The organism is Pseudonocardia broussonetiae (assembly GCF_013155125.1).
GTDB classification, from domain to species: Bacteria; Actinomycetota; Actinomycetes; order Mycobacteriales; family Pseudonocardiaceae; genus Pseudonocardia; species Pseudonocardia broussonetiae.
This window is the reverse complement of record NZ_CP053564.1, coordinates 1643908-1664899: the sequence shown is the minus strand read 5'-3', so window position 1 is coordinate 1664899 and position 20992 is coordinate 1643908. Positions and strand designations below refer to the sequence as shown.

Sequence of the window (20992 nt, the reverse complement as noted above, 5' to 3'; positions counted from 1 at the left end):
GCGGTACGGTCCGACGCATGGCGAGCTGGGACGACCTCGGGTCCTTCGTGCGGGTGCGCTACGAGATCATGCGCCAGCGCGAGGGCGAGCTGTGGTTCAACCTGCCGACCACGGGCGAGCGCACGCAGATCGTCGCCGTCCGCCTGGTCACCGGCGAGGACCACCACCCGTGGGCGCAGATCACCTCGCCGGTGGGCCGCATCGGGCAGATCGACCTGGCCCTGGCGCTGGAGCGCGCCGCCGCGCCCGTCACCGGTGGGCTGGTCGTCGAGAACGGGCTGGTGCTGTTCCGGCACTCGATCCCGCTGCTCGACACCGCGCTCGACGGCTTCGACCGCTCGTTCCGGCTCGTCGTCGACGTGGCCGACGCGATGGAGCACGAGCTGACGGGCGCCGACGAGCACTGACCGCGACGACACTGACCGCGACGACGCGGGTCAGACCGCCATGCTCGGCAGGTCGAGGGCCTGGTCGACGAGCACCCGGAGCCTGGCGAGCAGCTGATCGGCCTCGCCCCAGGTCAGGGCGCCGCTCTGGACGCCGGACCGGATCTCCGCGGCCACCGTCCGGGCGAACTGGGTGGACCATTCGGCCCTGCACTCCGCGTCACGCATTCCGAGATGGTGACCGGTGACCTGAGTCACACCTGCACCGGGGTGCCCGTGAGTGCGAACCAGGGCCAGGGCCCCGGTCGCCACTCACGACGTCGGTACGCCGGGCCCCAGGACGCCGGGGCGCTCGCCGACCGACACGAGCCGCGTCAGCGTCGGGTGGCCCTCGCGCAGCAGCGCGGTGTCGGTGCCCGGCTCCGGCGGTTCGGCCCGGTCGTCCCACGTCATGTGCAGGCCCTCGCCGCCGTCGGTCGTGCGCTGCGCGATCCGCACCTGCACCATGCCGAACGCCGCGAGGCGCGCCTCCCGCAGCGGACCGAGCTCGGCGGGCGGCAGGTCGGGCACGTTGAGGTTGAGCACGGTGCCCTCCTCGGTGCCGAGCAGCAGGTCCAGCACCTCGGGCAGCACCTGCGCGGCCGCCTCCCAGTGCGGCCGCTCGGGCGGCGTCCACCCCGTGTCGAGCGAGACCGCGAGCGACCGCCTGCCCTGCAGCCCGGCGGCCAGCGCCGCGCCGACCGTGCCCGAGTGCAGCACCGCGTGCCCGGTGTTGGCGCCGAGGTTGATGCCCGACAGCACGACGTCGGGCTCCGGGTCGAGCCAGCCGCGGCCCGCGGAGGTGACGATGAACGCCGGGTGCCCCTCCACCGCGAACGCCGGCACGCCGTCGAGGCCGGGGATCTCCCGCGGGTGCAGCCGCACCCGGCCGTCCTCCCGCACCGACAGCACCGACGCCCCCACCCCGCTCGCGTCGACGTGCGGCGCCGCCACGACCACGTCGAACCCAGCGTCCCGCGCGGACGCGGCCAGCGTCCACAGCCCGGGCGAGTCGATGCCGTCGTCGTTGGTGATCAGGGCGCGGAGTCGTCGCGAGGAGGCCACTCGCTCCACGGTAGCGAGTGGAGGCCTCCCGGGACGGGGGCGGCGACGACGGTCACGGCCCCACCCCGCCTGCGCTCCCGCGCTCGTGAGTGGCGATCGTGGTCCTGGCGACGGTGGGCGCTCACGGGTGCGGAGCGGATCCCGTGGGCAACGGGGACGGGGGCTCGGTGATCAGCGGAACCGCACCACCACGGCCCTCCCAACGACCCTGACGACGCACTCCCGACGATCACCGACCCGAGATCACCGAGACCGCACCACCACGACCCTCGCCACGACCGTGACGGTGCACTTCCGACGATCACAGGGCCGCCGGTGAGTTCACGCCCGCGGCGAGTGCGGCGGCCTCGGCGTCGAGGGCGAGCAGGCGGCCGGCGCGACAACTCCCCGCCACCCGAACCACCCCGCCCGCCGGTGATCACCGGAACCGCACCACCACGGTCGCCCCGACGACTCTCAGGGCGCGGTCCCGACGATCACCAACCCGAGATCACCGAGACCGCACCACCACGACCCCCGCAACGACCGTGACGACGCACTCCCGACGATCACAGGGCCGCCCGCGCCCGCCCTCGTGAGTGGCGATCGTGGTCCTGGCCACGGACGCCGCTCACGGGCGCGGAGCGCAGAGGTACCGCCGGTGATCACCGGAACCGCACCACCACGGTCGGCCCGACGACCCCCAGGGCGCGATCCCGACGATCACGGTCCCGAGATCAGCAGGACCGCACCACCACGGCCCTCCCAACGACCCTGACGACGCACTCCCGACGATCACCGACCCGAGATCACCGAAACCGCACCACCACGACCCCCGCCACGACCGTGACGACGCGCTTGCGACGATCACGGTTCCGCCAGCGCTCCACCCGCGCTCCCGCCCTCGTGAGTGGCGATCGTGGTCCTGGCCACGAAAAGCGCTCACGGGCGCGAAGCGCAGAGGGCCTCACGACGCGCCCCACCGCGCATCCGGCGTCGCCATCACCGCCGGGGATAGCCTGCCCGCGTGCTCATGCCGATGCCGCCGACGGGCGAGCAGTTCGAGATCCGCTCCGGGGCCGCGCTGGCCGTCGTCACCGAGGTGGGGGCGGGGCTGCGGGCCTTTTCCGTCGACGGCCGCCCCTACGTGGAGACCTTCGACGAGACCGCGCGCCCGCCCCGCGGCTCCGGCAACGTCCTGGTGCCCTGGCCCAACCGCACGGCGGGCGGGCGCTGGCACTGGAACGGGAAGCCCCAGCAGCTCGCGCTCACCGAGCCCGGCGCGGGCAACGCGATCCACGGCCTGCTCCGCCACACCTTCTACCGGGTCGAGGAGCGGACGCCCGACTCCGTGACGCTCGCCGCCGTCGTCGCCCCGCAGCCGGGCTGGCCGGTGCCGCTGGCCACGACCGTCCGCTACGCGGTGGGCGAGGACGGCCTCACCGTCACCCACACCGTCACCAACGCGGGCACCGAGCCGGTGCCGTTCGGCGTCGGCGCCCACCCCTACCTGCGCGCGGGCGACGCCGACACCGACGACTGCACGCTGCACCTCGCCGCCACCACCGCGCTGCCGCTGGGCGGCGGGCTGCCGGTCGCGTCGGCCTCGCCCGTCGCGCCGCCGGAGATCGCGCTGCGCGGCACCGAGCTCGACCACGCCTTCGGCGGCTGCACGCCCGTCGACGGGCTGGTGCGCCACCGGTTGTCCGGCCCCGGCGGCGACGTCGAGCTGTGGGCCGACCCCGACTTCGGCTGGGTGCAGGTCTTCACCCCCGACGACCACCCCGGCCGCGGCCGCGCGGTGGCCGTCGAGCCGATGACCTGCCCGCCCGACGCCCTCAACTCCGGCGACGGCCTGCTCACCGTCGCCCCCGGCGAGACCTGGACCGGCCGCTGGGGGATCGCGCCCCGATGACCTTCCTGACGGGCCCCCGGGTGCTGGTCCGGCAGGCCGACGACGAGGACTGGACCCTGGAGGAGGAGGTCGTCTACCAGGGCCGCACCGAGCGGTTCGTCGTGCCGGTGGGCACCCGCACCGACTTCGCGTCGGTGCCGCGCGTGTTCGTGTGGCTGGTGCCGAAGTTCGGCCGGTACACCGCGCCTGCGGTGCTGCACGACCACCTCGTGCGCGTGGAGCGGCCGGCCGGGCGGATCAGCGCGGTCGACGCCGACGGGCTGTTCCGCCGCGCGATGCGCGAGCTGGGCGTGCCGTTCCTGCTGCGCTGGTTCATGTGGGCCGCGGTCCGGCTGGGCTCGCTCACCGACCGCGACGGCCGCGTCGGCTGGGTCCGCGACCTCCCCGCCGTCCTGCTCGTCACGGTCGTCGCGCTGCCGGTGGTGGCGCTGCCGGCCGTGGCGATCGTCGTCGGGCTGCTGGTGTTCACGGCCCTGGAGTTCCTGGTCTGGCCGTTCCTGCTGCTCGGGCGCCGGATGCGCCCCGACAGCGACAAGGCCGTCAACCGCCCGGACCCCGGCTTCAGCACCTGATCCCGCACGACCTGACCCCGGGCGCGGCTAGTTCAGGTGCGCCTTCAGGCTCTTCGCCGCCGTCCGCAGCCGCTCGGCGTGGGCGGCCGAGGCCGACGGGACGCGGTCCTCGAGCAGCTTCGCGCCCTCCAGCCAGCGGCCCTGGTCGCCGAGGGCCTCTCCCAGCTCCAGCACGTCGAGGAGGCGGACGCCGGGCAGCAGCAGGCGCATCCGCAGCACCCACTCCAGGTCGGCGGCGCGGCGCCGGGCCCCGTAGACCGCTCGCAGGTTCTCCAGCATCCGCACGAGGATCGCGCGGGTCGGCGTGGCGGTGAGCAGGTGCGGCCCGAACGGGACGTCCGGCCCCGCGCCGGTGGCCCCGCGGAACAGCTCCTCGCACCGCGCCCCGCTGATCTCCGCGCCGCCGGCGAACACGTCGAGGTAGCGGCTCGTGCCGGTGGGCCGGACGAGGAAGTGCCCGGGCATCCCGACGCCCTCCATCGGCACGCCGGCGCGCCGCCCCACCTCCATCGTGACGACGGCGAGCGTGATCGGGATGCCGAGCCGCCGCGCCAGGACGTGGTGCAGCAGCGAGTTGCGCGGGTCGGTGTAGTCGCCGGAGTTGCCGCCGAAGCCCTCGTCGACGAACAGCCGCTGGCGCAGGGAGTCGACGGAGGTGACGCCGACGGCGAGGCGGTCGAGCTCGCGGAGCCAGCGGTCGGCGTCGAGGCCGGGATCGGCGCCCGCGGCCAGCGCCAGCGCGGCCCGGTCCAGCGGCGGATCGGGCACCGCGACGACCCGTCCGAAGCGCTGCACGGGATCCACGGGCCCATCGTGCGCCCCGGACCGCCGCGAGTCGAGCGGCCGGGTAGACAGGGCGGCATGACCGACAACCACCAGGTCCGCCTCGCCGCCCGTCCCAACGGCCTCCCGACGCCCGAGGTGTGGGAGCACACGACCGAGCCCGTGCCGACGCCCGCCGACGGCCGGTTCGTCGTCCGGGTCACCCACCTCTCGCTCGACCCGGCCATGCGCGGCTGGATGAACGCGGGCCGCTCCTACGTGCCGCCGGTGGGCATCGGCGAGGTCATGCGGGCGCTCGGTGCGGGGCGGGTCGTGGCGTCGGCGCACCCCGACTTCCCGGAGGGAGCGCACGTCACGGGCATGTTCGGCGTGCAGGAGCACGCGGAGTCCGACGGCTCGGGCGTGCTGGTCGTCGACCCGACGGTCGTCCCGCTGGCCACCTACCTCGCGGTACTGGGCATGACCGGCATGACCGCCTACTTCGGGCTGTTCGACGTCGGCGCGCTGCGCGAGGGCGACACCGTCGTCGTCTCCGGCGCCGCGGGCGCGGTGGGCAGCGTCGTCGGCCAGCTCGCGAAGATCAAGGGCTGCCGGGTCGTCGGCATCGCGGGCGGCGCGGAGAAGTGCGCGTGGATCGTCGACGAGCTGGGCTTCGACGCGGCGATCGACTACCGCAGCGAGGACGTCGGCCGGGCGCTGCGCACGCACGCGCCCGACGGCGTCGACGTCTACTTCGACAACGTCGGCGGCGACATCCTCGACGCCGCCCTCGCCCGGCTGGCCCGCGGCGCCCGCGTCGTGATCTGCGGGGCGATCAGCACCTACAACGCCACGGAGCGCCCGCAGGGGCCGGCGAACTACATGTCGCTGCTGGTCAACCGCGCGCGCATGGAGGGCTTCGTGGTCTTCGACTACGCCGACCGCTACGCCGACGCCGCCGCCGAGCTGGGCGGCTGGCTGCGCGAGGGGAAGCTGCGCAGCCGCGAGGACGTCGTGCGCGGGGGCGTCGCCGACTTCCCGGAGACGCTGCTCAGGCTGTTCCGCGGCGAGAACACGGGCAAGCTCATCCTGCAGATCGCGGACTGAGCGCAGACCCGACCGGGCGCAGACCCGACCGGGCGCTACCAGGCCCGGGCCCGGATCACGGTGCCCGTCGGGTCGCTCCACACCTCGAGGACGTCGCTGAGCTCGGAGGCGAGCCACAGGCCGCGGCCGCGCTGCCCGGTCGGCGACGGGGGCACCAGGCCGGGGAAGGGCACGTCCATCCGGCCGTGGTCGGCGACCTCGACCGTGAGCAGGCCGGGGGCGGTCCACACCCGAAGCCGGCCCGCGCCCGCGCCGTGCTCGACGCTGTTGGTGGCGAGCTCGTTGACGGCGAGGACGAAGTCGGCGACCCGGTCGGGCGCGAGCCCGGCCGCGGCCCCCGCCTCCGCGGTGCGGCGGCGCACGGCGGACAGGTCGTCGAGCCCGAAGGGCAGGTCGACCGCGCTGGGCCCGAGGTCGGGCGGGGGCGGCGGCGGGTACCCGACCACGGCCTCGAGCGGGGCCCGGTAGCCGGCGCCGGTGCGGCGGCCGGTGGCGGTGAGCACCAGGGGGTGCGTCGTGTCCAGCGTGGGGTCGGACTCCCCGCACGGGCACAGCACGGTGATCGGCAGGCCCGCGATGGCGACGTCGACGGCCATGTCGAGCCGCGGCCAGTGCGCGTCGGGGCTGCCGGGGAGGTCGAGGTGCTGCCCGACGACGAGCACCCGCCCCGAGGCGAGCCCGCGCGCGAGCCGCGCCCACCGCACCGCGACGGTGAACGCCGGGACCGCGTGGACGTCGGCCGGGGCGGCGAACTCGACGCGCCGGGCCGCGGTCCCCAGGCGGGTGCGGAGGGCGTCGCGCTCGGGCCCGTCCAGCACCGCGAGCACCGGGTCGCCCGCCGCGAGCGCCGTGTCGAGCACCGGCTCGAGGCGGTCGGCGAGCTGCTCGGGCCGGGCGTAGGGGACGGCCAGGTGGTCGACGATCCCCGCCGTGCCGTCCACCGTCGTCACCCGCCCTTCCGCCTCGCGGACAGTAACCGCCACCACCGCCCGCAGCAGCGCGGAGCGTGGCAGGGTGGTCCCGACACGAGTCACCGATCTTCGGGAGCATCGATGCGCGTCTTCGACGGAGTGGACGACCTGCGGGCCGCGGTGGGAACGCAGCTGGGCACGGGCGACTGGGTGACGATCGAGCAGAACCAGATCGACACGTTCGCCGACGCCACCGACGACCACCAGTGGATCCACGTCGACCCGGAGCGGGCGAAGGAGGGTCCGTTCGGCACGACGATCGCGCACGGCTTCCTCACCCTGTCGCTGCTGCCCTCGCTCGTCTCCTCGGTCTTCGAGGTGCACGGCACGAAGATGGGCGTGAACTACGGCCTCAACAAGGTGCGGTTCACCTCCCCGGTGCCGGTGGGCAGCAAGGTGCGCGCGGTGGTCGACCTCGACGAGGTCACCGACGTCACCGGCGGCGTGCAGGTGATCACGAAGATCACCGTCGAGATCGAGGGCGCGGAGCGTCCGGCGCTCGTCGCCGAGTGGCTGACCCGCCGGTACGTCTGATGCGCGAGGCGGTGATCTGCGAGCCGCTGCGGACCCCCGTCGGGGGTTTCGGCGGGTCCCTGCGCGACGTCCCGGCGCACGAGCTGGCCGCCACGGTCATCCGCGGCCTGCTCGACCGCACCGGTCTGCCCCCGGACGCCGTCGACGACGTGCTCCTCGGGCACTGCTACCCCACGATGGACGCGCCCGCGATCGGCCGGGTCGCCGCGCTCGACGCCGGGCTGCCGGTGAGCGTCACGGGGCTGCAGATCGACCGCCGCTGCGGGTCCGGTCTGCAGGCCGTGCTCTACGCGGCGATGCAGGTGCAGGCGGGCGCGTCCGACGTCGTGCTGGCCGGCGGGGCCGAGTCGATGTCGAACGCGTCCTTCTACTCGACGTCGATGCGCTGGGGCGCGAAGGCCGGCCCCGGCGTCCTGCTGCACGACTCGCTCGCGCGCGGGCGGGTCACCGCGGGCGGGGTGAACTTCCCGGTCCCCGGCGGGATGCTGGAGACCGCGGAGAACCTGCGCCGCGAGTACGCGATCCCGCGCGCCGAGCAGGACGAGTTCGCCGTCCGCAGCCACCACCGGGCGGCCGCCGCGCGCGACTCCGGACTGTTCGCCGACGAGATCGTGCCCGTCACGGTGAAGGGGCGGAAGGGCGACACCGTCGTCGAGGCCGACGAGCACATCCGCGCCGACTCCTCGGTGGAGAAGCTCGCGGGGCTGCGCCCGATCCTGGGCCGCGACGACCCCGACGCCACCGTCACCGCGGGCAACGCGAGCGGCCAGAACGACGGGGCGTCGATCTGCGTCGTCACCCACCCCGCGCGCGCCGAGGAGCTCGGCCTGCGCCCGCTCGCACGGCTCGTGTCGTGGGGCGTGGGCGGCGTGGCGCCCGCGACGATGGGGATCGGTCCGGTGCCCGCCGTCGCGAAGGCGCTGGACGCCGCGTCGCTGCGCCTGGCCGACATGGACCTCATCGAGCTGAACGAGGCGTTCGCCGCGCAGGTGCTCGCCTGCACGCGCGAGTGGAAGCTCACCGACGCCGACATGGACCGCGTCAACGTGCACGGCTCGGGCATCTCGCTCGGCCACCCCGTCGGGGCCACGGGCGGCCGCATCCTGGCCACGCTCACCCGCGAGATGGACCGGCGGGAGGCCCGCTACGGGCTGGAGACGATGTGCATCGGCGGCGGCCAGGGACTCGCGGCGGTGTTCGAGCGGGCGTGACCTGAAACACCCGGACGGCCCAGGGCGACTACTCCAGTAGCAGAGCGACCCCTGGTGGTCGGAAGTCGTCCGGAGGAGTCGGGAGATGGCGGACATGCCGGTGGCGGTCACGGTGAGCGGACGAGAACGGGCGCTGCTGCGCGCGGTGGACGCCGGGCGCTGCCAGTTCCGCGGCGGGTGCGAACCCGTGCTCCTCGTCGACGGGCTGGCGTGCGCCGACTCCTCCGTCGCCCGCAGGCTCGTCGACCTCGGTCTCGTCGCGGCGCCCGACACCAGCGTGCCGGTGCAGCCCGCCACCGCGACCGACGCCGGACGCGCCCTGCTCACGACGGGGTAGATCACACGCAACCAGGTTGCGGACCCGCGGACGGCGGGTACATGCTTGCGGTCGACAACTTGTTGTATGCCGCATGCAAACCCGAGGTAAAGACCCGTGCACTCCGACGCGGAGATCACCACAGCCGACCTCGTCGGCACCCAGCTCGTCCGGCTCGTCCGGCTGCTGGAGCGCAAGCAGGCCCAGTACCAGGCCGACCACCCCGACGCGGTCGAGCGCGCCACCTACATCCTGCTCGTCCACCTCGTGAAGGACGGGCCGCAGCGGGCGGGCACGCTGGCGGAGTCGGTGTACTCCGACCCGTCCACGATCAGCCGGCAGGTCGCCCAGCTCGTGCGGCTCGGGCTCGTCGAGCGCACGGCCGACCCCGAGGACGGCCGCGCCACGCTGCTCGCTGCCACCGACGAGGGCAGGCGGGTCTTCGAGGAGAACCGCCGCAACCGCAACGAGCGCATCGCCGGGCTCATGGGCGAGTGGGACCCGGCCGACCGCGCGCGGTTCGCCGACCTGCTCGTCCGCTTCACCACCGACTTCGAGAACCAGCACAGGATCAGCACCGGACCGGCCGCCGCGGCCGGCCGGTCGTGAGGAGAACCATGTCCGCGCCCACCGCGGCACCCGCGCCGACCGCAGCCGGGTCACTCAGCCACAAGCAGATCCTCACGATCTTCGCCGGGCTGATGATCGGCATGTTCCTGGCCGCGCTCGACCAGACCATCGTCGCGACGTCGATCCGGACGATCGCCGACGACCTCGACGGGCTGAGCCTGCAGGCGTGGGCGACCACCGCCTACCTGATCACCGCCACGATCACCACGCCGCTCTACGGCAAGCTGTCCGACATCTTCGGCCGCAAGCCGCTGTTCCTCATCGCCATCGGGATCTTCGTCCTCGGCTCGATCGCGTGCACGTTCGCCACGTCGATGTACCAGCTCGCCGCGTTCCGGGCGATCCAGGGACTCGGCGCCGGCGGCCTGTTCTCGCTGGCCCTGACGATCATCGGCGACATCGTCGCGCCCCGTGAGCGCGCCAAGTACCAGGGCTACTTCGTCGCCGTCTTCGGCACGTCGAGCGTGCTCGGCCCGGTCGCGGGCGGCTTCTTCGCCGGCCAGGCCGAGATCCTCGGCATCACCGGGTGGCGCTGGGTCTTCCTCATCAACGTCCCGCTCGGCATCCTCGCGCTGGCCGTCGTCACCAAGGTCCTGAACGTCCCGCACACCAAGCGCTCGCACCGCATCGACTGGCCCGGCGCGCTCGCGCTCGTCGTCGGCCTGGTGCCGCTGCTGATCGTCGCGGAGCAGGGCCGGATCTGGGGGTGGGACTCCGGGCGCTCGATCGCCTGCTACGCCGTCGGCGTGCTCGGCATCGTCGCGTTCGTCCTGCTGGAGCGGCGCATCGGCGACGACGCGCTGCTGCCCCTGCGGATGTTCCGCAGCGGCGTGTTCGCCTGGGGCTCGGTCGCCGGCTTCATCGCGGGCATCGGGATGTTCGGCGCGCTCGCGCTGCTGCCGCTGTACCTGCAGATCGTCAAGGGGTCGACGCCCACCGAGGCCGGCCTGCAGACGCTGCCGCTGGTGCTCGGTATCATGAGCATGTCGGTCTTCTCCGGGCAGATGATCTCCCGCACCGGCCGCTACAAGATCTGGCCGATCATCGGCCTCTCGCTGATGATCCTCGGCATCGGCGCGCTGTCGTTCATCGGCGTCGACACCCCGTACTGGCAGGTCGCGCTGATCATGGTCGTGATCGGCTGGGGCCTGGGCGGCAACATGCAGCCGCTGACGCTGGCCGTGCAGAACGACGCGGCACCGCGCGACATGGGCGTCGCCACCGCGTCGGCCACGTTCTTCCGGCAGATGGGCGGCACGCTGGGCACCGCGGTGTTCATCTCCGTGCTGTTCAGCGTCCTGGGCGGGCGGGTCGCCGACAACTTCCGCGCCGCCGCCGGCACCCCGGCCTTCCAGGCCGCGCTCACCGACCCGGCCGTGCTGGCCAACCCCGCCAACGCGCCGATCCTCCAGGGCCTGCAGGGCGGCGGCGGGCTGTCGCTCGACGACTCGTCGTTCCTCGCCACGGCCGACCCGGTGCTGGCCCGCCCGATCCTCGACGGCTTCGCGGGCTCGATGAGCGTCGTCTTCCTCGGCGCCGCCGCGGTGCTGGTCCTCGGGCTGTTCGCGGTGATCATGATGAAGGAGGTGCCGCTGCGCACCCGGTCGGGCGTCGACGCCCGCAACGACGAGGTCGCCGCTGCCGCGGCGGCGGCCGCGGAGGGCGGACCGGACGCGGTCCCGGCCCCGGCCGACGACGTCCCCGAGGGCCCCGAGGGCCCCGCGACGGCGCCGCGCCCGGTGCACGGCGCGGCGATCACCGCGGGTGCCCACCCGGTGAACGGCAACGGGTCCGTGCACGGCAACGGCAACGGCAGCGGCAACGGCAGTGCCAACGGCAGCGGCAGCGGCTCGGCCGCGGTGGGCGTGCTCGCCGAGCCGCGCACCGAGCAGGTCGCTCCGCCGGCCGAGCCCGCCCCGGCCGGCACCGACGCCCGTGACCGGCTCCTCGCGATGCTGCTGCCCGACCCGACCCGCGCGCTCACCGTCGTGGCCACGGCCGAGCGGGCGCGCGACGCCGTGCGGCACGCGCGCCGCGAGCTGGAGGTGCGCACCGCCGAGCTCGACGGGGCGTCCGAGGAGCTCGTCGCGCAGGGCCTGAGCCCGCGCCAGGTCCAGGACCTGCTCGGCCTGTCCGAGGAGGAGGGCCCGCTGGCCCCGCGGCACGGGGCGCACGCGGCCGAGTAGCCCGCAGACGACGGACGGCCCCCTCCGCGGAGGGGGCCGTCCGTCGTTCGCAGGCTCAGTGGCCGGTGGGCTCGCCCTCGGCCTCGGCCGCCGCGGCGTCCTGGGCGCGCTTCCACGACGCCCGGACCTCGCGCTCGGCGTCGGCGCGGCCCACCCACGTGGCGCCCTCGACGCTCTTGCCGGGCTCGAGCTCCTTGTAGATCTCGAAGAAGTGCTGGATCTCGGCGCGGTCGAACTCGGCGAGGTGGTGGATGTCGCGCAGGTGCTCCTGGCGGGGGTCGACCGACGGCACGCACAGCACCTTGTCGTCGCCGCCCATCTCGTCCTTCATCCGGAACATGCCGATCGCGCGGCACAGGATGATGCAGCCCGGGAACGTGGGCTCGCGGACGAGCACCAGCGCGTCGAGGGGGTCGCCGTCCTCGCCCAGGCTGTCGTCGATGAAGCCGTAGTCGGCGGGGTACTGGGTGGCGGTGAACAGCGTGCGGTCCAGGCGGATCCGCCCGGTCTTGTGGTCCACCTCGTACTTGTTGCGCCCGCCCTTGGGGATCTCGATGGTGACGTCGAAGTCCACTGGGGTACTCTCCTGAGGTTCGGGAACGGCTGTACGTCGGACCCCTCTAGTGTGGGGGACCGCCTCCCCGTGGACGTGACCGGCCGACAGTGCTGTTGCGCACCCACCCACCGGGTGGGGCCGACGAGGAGGTTGGCGTGGGTTTCGGGGGCCGGATCGGTGACACGCTGCGCGTACCCGGTCGCGGAGTGCGACGGGCGGTCGCGGTGCTCACCGTGCTCGTGCTGGCCGGCGGAGTGGGCAGCGCCGTCTCGCTGACGGCCCCGACTCTCGTCTCCGACCTCGGGCTGACCGGCGCGCCGGCCGCCCTCGAGCCCACGGAGCCGGTGCCCGCGCTGGGCCCGCTGGCCGCCACCGCACCGCCGCCGACCACCGCCGGGCTGGAGGCGGCGCTCGGCCCGGCCGTCGAGGAGATGCCGGGCCGCTTCACCGGCACCGTCCTCGACCCCGTCACCGGCGAGGTCCTGTGGGCCTCCGACGCCGACCGCGCGCTGGTGCCCGGCTCCACCGCGAAGATCCTCACGGCCGCCGCCGCGCTGCTGACGCTCAACCCCACCGACGGCTTCGTCACGCGCGTCGTCGCCGGGGCGGAGCCGGGCAGCGTCGTGCTGGTCGGCGGCGGCGACCCGACGCTCACCGCGCTCCCCGAGGGCGAGGACGGCACCTACCCCGGCGCCGCGCGGCTGGCCGAGCTCGCCGCGGAGGTGCAGCAGGCGATGCCCGGACCGATCGACACGGTCGTCGTCGACACCAGCCGCTACGACGGCCCCACCTCGGCCCCCGGCTGGGACCCGGCCGACGTCGGCGCCGGGTTCGTCGCCCCGATCGTGCCGCTCATGCTCGACGGCGGCCGCGCCGACCCGACGCTGCAGGACGGCCCCCGCACCACCGAGCCCGCCGCGGAGGCCGGACGGGCGCTGGCCCGGCTGCTCGGCGCCGACGACGTCGAGGAGGGCACCGCCGCCCCCGACGCCCAGCGGCTCGGCTCGGTCACGTCGGCGCCGTTCAGCGAGCTCGTCGAGCACGTCATGCGCACCTCGGACAACGTGCTCGCCGAGGCGCTGGCCCGCGAGGTCGCGATCGCGCGGGGCGGGCAGCCGACGTTCGCCGGCGCCGCCGAGCAGACCCTCGCCGCGCTCACCCAGGCCGGGTTCGACCCGTCGGGCGCCGTCCTCGTCGACGGCAGCGGGCTCTCCACCGACGACGAGGTGCCCGCCCGCGTGCTCGGCACGCTGCTCACCGCGGCGGCCACCCCGGCCGAGGGCGACCGCGACACCGACTTCCTGCGCCCGCTCGTCACCGGCCTCCCGGTGGCGGGCGGCGACGGCACGCTCGACGACCGGTTCGGCGCCGGGGCCCCGTCGTCGCCGGGGCGCGGGCTGGTGCGGGCCAAGACCGGCACGCTGACGAACGTCAGCAGCCTCGCGGGCCTGGTCACCGACGCCGACGGGCGGCTGCTCGTCTTCGCGTTCATGTCGAACGGGGCGTCGCCCGCGACCGTGCGGCCACGCCTCGACGCGCTGGCCGCCGAGCTGAGTGGCTGCGGCTGCACCTGACGGTGCGTAGCGTGGATCGGGTGGGACAGACGATCGAGGACAACGGCGCGGCCACCGAGCAGGGGCTGCCCGTCGACTGGCGGCTCGCCGCCCGCACCGCGGCGAGGCTGGCGTCCCCCGGACCCCAGGCGACGATCGCCGAGGCCACCGAGCTCGTCGCGCGGCTGCGGTCCGACGCGGCCGTCGCCGAGGGGCACGTCCGCGACGTCACCGGGCTGGGCGCGGGTCTGCCGCTGCTGCCCGCCGACGTCGTCGACCGTCCCGCGTGGGCGCTCGCGGCCGTCGAGGGCATGCGGTCGCTGACCGACGGCGCCCGGCTGCCCGCCACCCCCCGGTTCGCCCGCGCCGTCACCGCGCGCACGGCGGGCCTGCAGATCGGTGGGGTCCTCGCCTACCTCGGCGGGCGCGTGCTGGGCCAGTACGACCCGTTCGGCGGCCCGGACGACGGCGGCAGGCTGCTGCTCGTCGCCCCCAACGTGCACGCGGCGCAGCAGGCGCTCGACGTGCCGTCCGCCGACTTCGGGATGTGGGTCTGCCTGCACGAGGCCACGCACCGGCTGCAGTTCACCGCCGTGCCGTGGCTGCGCGACCACTTCGCCGGGGAGGTGGGCCGGCTGCTGTCGATCTCGCCCGGCGACAGCGTCGGCGGCCTGGCCGATCGCCTGCCCGACGCCGTGCGCGCGCTGCGCGACTCGCGCGGCGACGCCCTCGCCCTCGTCGAACTGCTGCAGGGTCCCGAGCAGCGCATGGTGCTCGACCGCCTGCTCGCCCTCACCACGCTGCTGGAGGGCCACGCCGACCACGTCATGGACGCCGCGGGGCCCGAGGTGGTGCCCAGCGTCGCCACCATCCGCCGCCGGTTCACCGCCCGCCGCCGCGGGGGCGGCCTGGTCGACCGGGTGCTGCGCGCGCTGCTGGGCGTCGACGCGAAGGTCAAGCAGTACGCCGTGGGCGCCGCCTTCACCCGGCACGTGGTGCTGGCGGCGGGGATGGACGGCTTCAACCGGGTCTGGACGAGCCCGGAGACGCTGCCGCTGCGGTCGGAGCTGGAGGACCCGGGCGCGTGGCTGGCCCGCGTGCGCCCCTGACCCCCCGTGGGGCCGCGCGCGCTCGGAGGAGCGTGCGCGCCCGTGGGACCGTGAGCCGTGCCCCCGCCCGCCCGTGACGCCGTCACCGAGGTCCGCGGCGCGGTCCGGCGGGCGCTGCTCCCGCACCGCGGGGTGCCCGTGCTCGTCGCGTGCTCCGGTGGCGCCGACTCCCTCGCCCTCGTCGCCGCCGCGCTGGGCGTCCACGACGAGGTGCACGCCGCCGTCGTCGACCACGGGCTGCAGGACGGGTCGGCCGGCGTCGCCGCCGCGGTCGCCGCCCGGCTGACGGCGATGGGGGCGCGGGCGCAGGTGCACCGCGTCGAGGTCCGCGGACCCGGCGGCACCGAGGCCGCCGCCCGCACCGCCCGCTACGCCGCGCTGCGTGCGGCCCGGCCGCACCCGGACGCGCCCGTGCTGCTCGGCCACACCCTCGACGACCAGGCCGAGACCGTGCTGCTCGGGCTGGGCCGCGGGTCGGGAGCGCGGTCGATGGCCGGCATGCGCGCGTGGGACGACCCGTGGCTGCGCCCGCTGCTCGACGTCCGGCGCACGACGACCCGGGCGGCCTGCGCGGCGCAGGGCCTCCCCGTCTGGGACGACCCGCACAACGCCGACCCCCGCTTCACCCGCGTGCGCCTGCGCCACGAGGTGCTGCCGCTCCTGGAGGACGTCCTCGCGGGCGGGGTGGCGCAGGCGCTCGCCCGCACGGCCGCGCAGCTGCGGGAGGACGACGAGGCGCTGACGGCCGTCGCGGACGCCCTGCTCGCCCGGGCCGCCACCGGCGACGACCTCGCGCTCGACCCCGTCGCCGCCGCCCCGCCCGCCGTGCGCCGCCGGGTGCTGCGCGCGTGGCTGCTGGGCGCGGGCGTCACCGGTCTCACGGCGGAGCACCTGCACGGCGCCGACGCGCTCGCCGCCCGCGGCCCGGACCGATCGGGTCCCGCGCTGCCGGGAGGGTTGGAGCTGGTCCGCGCGCGTGGCAGGCTCGTGCTGCGCCCGGCGCAGTGGGCGCGCTGACGATCGCCAACCGCAGGAGGTCCTCCGCCGTGTACGACGGTGACATCGCATCCACGCTGGTCACCGAGCAGGCCATCCGCGAGAAGACCGCGGAGCTGGCGCAGGAGGTCGGGCGCGACTACGCGGAGTGCTGCTCCGGCCTGGGACGCGACTCCGACCTGCTGCTCGTCGGCGTCCTCAAGGGCGCCGTGATGTTCATGACCGACCTCGCCCGCGCCCTGCCGCTGCCGGTGCAGCTGGAGTTCATGGCCGTGAGCTCGTACGGCTCGTCCACGTCGTCGTCGGGGGTCGTGCGGATCCTCAAGGACCTCGACCGCGACATCGCGAACCGCCACGTGCTCATCGTCGAGGACATCATCGACTCCGGCCTCACGCTGTCGTGGCTGCTCAAGAACCTCGAGTCGCGCGGGCCGGCGTCGCTGGAGGTGTGCACGCTGCTGCGCAAGCCCGACGCCGTGAAGGTCGAGGTGCCGGTGAAGTACGTCGGCTTCGACATCCCCAACGAGTTCGTCGTGGGCTACGGCCTCGACTACGCCGAGCGCTACCGCGACCTGCCCTACATCGGCACCCTCGACCCGTCGGTGTACGCCTGACGCACCGTCGGGCTCGCGCACCCGCCGGCCGGCCACGCACGTGCGCGGGACGCCAGGAGTGCGCGGTGGGGGAGCGCCCGGAGCGCGGGGTGGGCGGCACCGGCTCGACCCGGGCCGCCGGTCGGGGTTGATCACCGAGACCGCGCCACCACGGCCCCCACCGGGACCTCCACGTCACACTTCCGACGATCACCGCCCCCACGCCCCGAGCTGCACACCGGCCCGCCGGTCAGCCCGGAGGCGGGCGCCCGTGATCACCGAGACCGCGCCACCACGGTCTCCACCGGGACCTCCACGTCACACTCCCGACGATCACTGCCCCAACACGCCCGAGCTGCGCACCCGCCGGCCGTCCGCGCACGTCCAGACGTACGCGGGACGCCAGGAGGTGCGCGGATCGGCGGAGAAGGGCGCCGGTTACCCAGCCGGTGCACCAGGTGCGCGGCCGGCGGGTGAGCGCGACGGCGCAGCCGAACGTCAACGCACGCAGCGGCGGCGCGAGCGAGGCACCCGGAACGGGCGCCCGTGATCACCAAGACCGCGCCGTCACGGCCCCCGCAGCGACTCCCACGTCGCACTCCCGGCGATCACTGCTCCAGCACTCCCGAGCTGCGCACCCGCCGGCCACCCGCGCACGTCCAGACGCATGCGGGACGCCAGGAGGTGCGCGGAACCCGGCACGGCGCCCGCGCGGGACACGGCGCGGCGGCGGAGCCCCCCGACCCCCGCGACCCCCGACCCCCGACGCAGGAAAGCCACGTTCCTGCCCTCTGCGGGCGTGAACGTGGCTTTCCTGAACCCCGAGGTGGGGAGGGAGAGACTGCGTCAGACGTCGCCCACCGGCGGCCCGGCCGGCGGGGCGACCGCCGCGAGCGGCACGCCCTCGGGCAGGGGCGTGAACGGCTCGGTGCCCAGCACCAGCTCCACCGGCCCGACGCCGCCGAACTCGTTGGCGTAGGCCAGCGCGAGGGCCAGGTCGGAGACGCCGTTGCTCACCGGCAGCGGGGCCAGGTTGAGCGTGGAGAGCAGGCCGACCGCGTCGCCGTCGCCGTCGAGGAAGCCGCTGCCCGAGTCACCGGGCACGCCCGGGGTGACCGTGTAGACCTCGTGGCTGAAGCCGCCGCCGGTGTCGCCCGCGCTCACGCCCGCCTTGGGGCTGAGCTCCTGGATGCCCAGGCGCAGCGGCGAGTTGCCGTAGGTGAAGACCTGCTCGCCGGCGGGGAGGCCGTCGGTGTCGAGGCCGACCGGGCCGCCGAAGAACGGGAGGCTCGGGTTGACGTCGGCGGCGTCCTCCGGCGCGAGCTCGACGAGCGCGAAGTCGTTGAACTGGCACGTGTCGGGGTCGGCCTCGCCGTTCTCCTGCATCGCGACCCAGGAGCTGTAGGCCAGCGTGCCGGTGCGCGCGGTGCCGTCGGCGGCGCGGATCGTGACGGCCGTGCCGAGCGGGCCGGTGCCCGAGTCGCAGCCGTTCGTCTCGGTCGCCTCGCCGGTGCCCGCGCAGTGCGCGGCCTGGCCGAGGAACGTGCGGTCACCGCTGGTGAAGACGAAGTTGCTGGTGCAGGCCCCGCCACCCACGGTCTCGGTCATCACGCCGGGGGTGATCGCGGCCTCGCCCGCGGGCGCCCAGTCGGCCGGCGCGGACGCGGCGGCGGGCAGCGCGAGGGCGGGAGGGGCGGCCGTGGCCGTGGGGGCGACGGCGACGGCGATCGCGACGACGCAGGACGCCGCGGCGAACACCGCGGGCCCCCGCTTGCTGACCTTCATGCACGAACCCCCGTCGTCGGCGCGCCTGTGCCCGTCACACGCCCGCGGGGAACTTAACGAGCGCGACGTGGCGCGCGTTACCCCCCTGTACGGGTGACCGGGAACATCGCCCGTCCGGCGCTCGTTGACAACTCACAGACCCTGTCGACGAGCACCGTCCAGCAGTCCCGGCGCAGCACGGCCTCCCGACCGCTACCCTGGTCGGATCAGGGCCGGTCGCGCCGCGCACGCCGCGGACGCGGCTCCCTGGCAGGGAGTTTCTCACCAGGGAGGGTGAAGGCCGCCTCAGGCCGAAGCTGCATGGACCGCAAGCGCCTGCTCCGCAACCCGTTGATCTGGATCCTCGTCGCGGTCCTGGTCTACTTCACCTTCAGCCTGCTCTTCGACGACACGCGCGGCTACACCCGCGTCGACACGTCGGTGGCGCTCGCGCAGATCGACTCCGGCAACGTCACCGAGGCCCTGGTCGAGGACCGCGAGCAGCGCCTGCGCCTCACGCTCGCCCAGCCCGTCGACGGCAGCAGCGAGATCCTCACCCAGTACCCGGTGCAGACCAGCGACCGGATCGTGCAGGCCCTGCAGAACGCGCCCAACGGGCCCGCGTTCAACGTCGCCGTGCGCCAGGACTCGTTCCTGACCACGATGCTGATCTACCTGATCCCGCTCGGCCTCGTGCTGCTGGTCCTGTTCTGGATGATGAACAACGCCCAGGGCGGCGGCAACCGGGTCATGTCCTTCGGCAAGTCGAAGGCCAAGCAGCTCAACAAGGACATGCCGAAGACCACGTTCGGCGACGTCGCGGGGGCCGACGAGGCCGTCGAGGAGCTCTACGAGATCAAGGACTTCCTGCAGAACCCGCAGCGCTACCAGGCGCTCGGCGCGAAGATCCCGAAGGGCGTGCTGCTCTACGGGCCGCCCGGAACCGGCAAGACGCTGCTCGCGCGCGCCGTGGCCGGTGAGGCGGGCGTGCCGTTCTACACGATCTCGGGCTCCGACTTCGTCGAGATGTTCGTCGGCGTCGGCGCGTCCCGCGTGCGCGACCTGTTCGAGCAGGCCAAGCAGAACAGCCCCTGCATCATCTTCGTCGACGAGATCGACGCGGTCGGCCGCCAGCGCGGCGCCGGCCTGGGCGGCGGTCACGACGAGCGCGAGCAGACGCTCAACCAGCTCCTCGTCGAGATGGACGGCTTCGACGCCCGCGGCGGCATCATCCTCATCGCCGCCACGAACCGCCCCGACATCCTCGACCCCGCGCTGCTGCGCCCGGGCCGCTTCGACCGCCAGATCCCGGTCGGCGCGCCCGACCTGGCCGGCCGCCGCGCCATCCTGCAGGTGCACGCCGCGGGCAAGCCGTTCGCGCCCGACGTCGACTTCGACTCGCTCGCCAAGCGCACGGTCGGCATGTCCGGCGCCGACCTGGCCAACGTCATCAACGAGGCCGCGCTGCTCACCGCGCGCGAGAACGCCACGCTGATCAACGGGGCGGCGCTGGAGGAGTCCGTCGACCGCGTCGTCGGCGGCCCGCGCCGCAAGGGCAAGATCATCTCCGAGCAGGAGCGCAAGATCACGGCCTACCACGAGGGCGGGCACGCGCTCGCCGCGTGGGCCATGCCCGACCTGGAGCCGGTCTACAAGCTCACGATCCTGCCCCGCGGGCGCACCGGCGGGCACGCGCTCGTCGTGCCCGAGGACGACAAGGGCCTGATGACGCGCTCGGAGATGATCGGGCGCCTGGTGTTCGCGATGGGCGGCCGCTCGGCCGAGGAGCTCGTCTTCCACGAGCCCACGACCGGCGCGTCCTCCGACATCGACCAGGCCACGAAGATCGCCCGCGCGATGGTCACCGAGTACGGCATGAGCGCCCGCCTGGGTGCGGTCCGCTACGGCCAGGAGCAGGGCGACCCGTTCCTGGGCCGCTCGATGGGCAACAAGGCCGACTACTCGCTCGAGGTCGCCCACGAGATCGACGAGGAGGTGCGCAAGCTGATCGAGGCCGCGCACACCGAGGCGTGGGACATCCTCAACAGCTACCGCGACGTCCTCGACGAGCTGGTGTTCGAGCTGCTGGAGAAGGAGACGCTCACCCGCAAGGACCTCGAGCGCATCTTCGACAAGGTCGAGAAGCGGCCGCGGATCACCGCGTTCAACGACTTCGGCGGGCGCACCCCGTCGGACAAGCCGCCGATCCTCACCCCGGCCGAGCGCGCCAAGGAGCGCGGCGAGCCCTGGCCGCCGCACGCCGAGCCCACCCGCGAGCCCACGCCCGTCGGCTCGTTCCCCGGCGGCGCGCCGCACGGCGTCCCGGCTCCCGGCCCCAACGGCGGCTCGCCCGCCCCCGGGCCGCAGGGCGGCGGCTACCCGGGCGGGTTCCCGGCCCACCAGCCGTCGACCCCGCACCAGGCCTGGGGCACCCCGGTGCCGCCGCAGGACGGCCGCCCGACGTCGGTGCCGCACAACTACGGCGCCCCGCCGGACTGGCGCCCCGCCACCACGCCGACCGGCCAGACCTGGCCGCCGGCCGGCCAGTGGCAGCCGCCGCAGCAGCAGCCCCCCGTCGCCCCGCCGTGGGACCGCCCGACCACGGGCAACGGCACCGGCGACGTCCCGGGCACCAACGGCAACGGAACCGGCAACGGCCACGGCGCGGCCCACGGCAACGGGCACCCCGCCCCGCCCGCCGACGACGCCGACCCCGACCACGGGGGTCAGCGCTGAGCGCCGGGATCC

The 20992-nt window shown here is 74.8% G+C and carries 20 protein-coding genes; 14 read left to right on the top strand and 6 right to left on the bottom strand.

What is annotated here, in order from left to right; all coding sequences use genetic code 11:
* Nucleotides 1–17: 17 nt before the first annotated feature.
* Nucleotides 18–407: a hypothetical protein gene (locus tag HOP40_RS08235; RefSeq protein ID WP_172156279.1), complete on the top strand. Its 390-nt coding sequence runs from the start codon at nt 18–20 to the stop codon at nt 405–407.
* 30 nt (nt 408–437) lie between these two features.
* Here the strand turns inward: HOP40_RS08235 and HOP40_RS08230 are convergent, their stop codons facing one another.
* Complete coding sequence (locus HOP40_RS08230; protein WP_172156277.1) at nt 438–614, bottom strand: hypothetical protein; 177 nt, start codon at nt 612–614, stop codon at nt 438–440.
* Between the two features lie 84 nt (nt 615–698).
* Nucleotides 699–1490, bottom strand: a complete 792-nt coding sequence (gene surE / locus HOP40_RS08225) for a 5'/3'-nucleotidase SurE (RefSeq protein WP_172156275.1) — start codon at nt 1488–1490, stop codon at nt 699–701.
* Nucleotides 1491–2502: 1012 nt separating this feature from the next.
* Between surE and HOP40_RS08220 the strand changes: the two genes are divergently transcribed.
* Nucleotides 2503–3384 carry an aldose 1-epimerase family protein gene (locus HOP40_RS08220; RefSeq protein WP_172168067.1) on the top strand — a complete coding sequence of 294 codons (882 nt, stop codon included), beginning with the start codon at nt 2503–2505 and terminating at the stop codon, nt 3382–3384.
* On the top strand, nt 3381–3956 hold the full coding sequence (locus HOP40_RS08215; protein ID WP_172156274.1) for a DUF1353 domain-containing protein: 576 nt from the start codon (nt 3381–3383) through the stop codon (nt 3954–3956). The genes HOP40_RS08220 and HOP40_RS08215 overlap by 4 nt, the downstream gene beginning before the upstream one ends.
* Before the next feature lie 27 nt (nt 3957–3983).
* Here the strand turns inward: HOP40_RS08215 and HOP40_RS08210 are convergent, their stop codons facing one another.
* The gene (locus tag HOP40_RS08210; protein WP_172156273.1) at nt 3984–4760 is read right to left on the bottom strand and encodes a transglutaminase family protein; all 777 of its coding nucleotides are present in this window, start codon (nt 4758–4760) and stop codon (nt 3984–3986) included.
* Nucleotides 4761–4817: 57 nt separating this feature from the next.
* Here HOP40_RS08210 and HOP40_RS08205 point away from each other — a divergent pair, with 57 nt between their 5' ends.
* Nucleotides 4818–5825 (top strand): NADP-dependent oxidoreductase, encoded by a 1008-nt coding sequence (locus tag HOP40_RS08205; RefSeq protein WP_172156272.1) that lies wholly within the window; start codon nt 4818–4820, stop codon nt 5823–5825.
* A gap of 35 nt (nt 5826–5860) precedes the next feature.
* On the opposite strand, the gene HOP40_RS08200 is transcribed toward HOP40_RS08205, so the two are convergent.
* Nucleotides 5861–6775 carry an ATP-binding protein gene (locus tag HOP40_RS08200; protein WP_172156271.1) on the bottom strand — a complete coding sequence of 305 codons (915 nt, stop codon included), beginning with the start codon at nt 6773–6775 and terminating at the stop codon, nt 5861–5863.
* A gap of 102 nt (nt 6776–6877) precedes the next feature.
* On the opposite strand from HOP40_RS08200, the gene HOP40_RS08195 reads away from it, so the two are divergent.
* From HOP40_RS08195 to HOP40_RS08175, 5 genes are all read left to right on the top strand, one after another.
* A complete protein-coding gene (locus HOP40_RS08195; protein ID WP_172156270.1) occupies nt 6878–7330 on the top strand; it encodes a MaoC family dehydratase in 453 nt (150 codons plus the stop codon).
* The gene (locus HOP40_RS08190) at nt 7330–8541 is read left to right on the top strand and encodes an acetyl-CoA C-acetyltransferase (RefSeq protein WP_172156269.1); all 1212 of its coding nucleotides are present in this window, start codon (nt 7330–7332) and stop codon (nt 8539–8541) included. Before HOP40_RS08195 ends, HOP40_RS08190 begins: the two co-directional genes overlap by 1 nt.
* Before the next feature lie 85 nt (nt 8542–8626).
* Entirely contained in the window at nt 8627–8878 is a 252-nt protein-coding gene (locus tag HOP40_RS08185; protein ID WP_172156268.1) for a hypothetical protein, read from the top strand.
* Between the two features lie 96 nt (nt 8879–8974).
* On the top strand, nt 8975–9466 hold the full coding sequence (locus HOP40_RS08180) for a MarR family winged helix-turn-helix transcriptional regulator (protein WP_172156266.1): 492 nt from the start codon (nt 8975–8977) through the stop codon (nt 9464–9466).
* Between the two features lie 8 nt (nt 9467–9474).
* Nucleotides 9475–11673, top strand: coding sequence for an MDR family MFS transporter (locus HOP40_RS08175; RefSeq protein WP_172156264.1), 2199 nt, complete (start codon nt 9475–9477; stop codon nt 11671–11673).
* Nucleotides 11674–11728: 55 nt separating this feature from the next.
* Here HOP40_RS08175 and HOP40_RS08170 read toward each other — a convergent pair whose 3' ends face one another.
* On the bottom strand, nt 11729–12247 hold the full coding sequence (locus HOP40_RS08170; protein WP_172156262.1) for an inorganic diphosphatase: 519 nt from the start codon (nt 12245–12247) through the stop codon (nt 11729–11731).
* A 137-nt stretch (nt 12248–12384) separates the two neighbouring features.
* Here HOP40_RS08170 and dacB point away from each other — a divergent pair, with 137 nt between their 5' ends.
* Genes dacB through hpt form a run of 4 tightly spaced genes read left to right on the top strand, consistent with a single transcriptional unit; the run spans nt 12385 to nt 16501 of the window.
* Nucleotides 12385–13803 (top strand): D-alanyl-D-alanine carboxypeptidase/D-alanyl-D-alanine endopeptidase, encoded by a 1419-nt coding sequence (gene dacB, locus HOP40_RS08165; RefSeq protein WP_172156260.1) that lies wholly within the window; start codon nt 12385–12387, stop codon nt 13801–13803.
* Nucleotides 13804–13823: 20 nt separating this feature from the next.
* A complete protein-coding gene (locus HOP40_RS08160; RefSeq protein ID WP_172156258.1) occupies nt 13824–14891 on the top strand; it encodes a zinc-dependent metalloprotease in 1068 nt (355 codons plus the stop codon).
* Between the two features lie 57 nt (nt 14892–14948).
* On the top strand, nt 14949–15908 hold the full coding sequence (gene tilS / locus HOP40_RS08155) for a tRNA lysidine(34) synthetase TilS (RefSeq protein WP_172156256.1): 960 nt from the start codon (nt 14949–14951) through the stop codon (nt 15906–15908).
* Between the two features lie 29 nt (nt 15909–15937).
* The gene (hpt, locus tag HOP40_RS08150; protein WP_172156246.1) at nt 15938–16501 is read left to right on the top strand and encodes a hypoxanthine phosphoribosyltransferase; all 564 of its coding nucleotides are present in this window, start codon (nt 15938–15940) and stop codon (nt 16499–16501) included.
* Nucleotides 16502–17326: 825 nt separating this feature from the next.
* On the opposite strand, the gene HOP40_RS08145 is transcribed toward hpt, so the two are convergent.
* Nucleotides 17327–18265: a serine protease gene (locus HOP40_RS08145; protein ID WP_172156244.1), complete on the bottom strand. Its 939-nt coding sequence runs from the start codon at nt 18263–18265 to the stop codon at nt 17327–17329.
* Between the two features lie 300 nt (nt 18266–18565).
* On the opposite strand from HOP40_RS08145, the gene ftsH reads away from it, so the two are divergent.
* Nucleotides 18566–20980, top strand: a complete 2415-nt coding sequence (gene ftsH / locus HOP40_RS08140) for an ATP-dependent zinc metalloprotease FtsH (RefSeq protein ID WP_172156242.1) — start codon at nt 18566–18568, stop codon at nt 20978–20980.
* Nucleotides 20981–20992 lie beyond the last annotated feature (12 nt).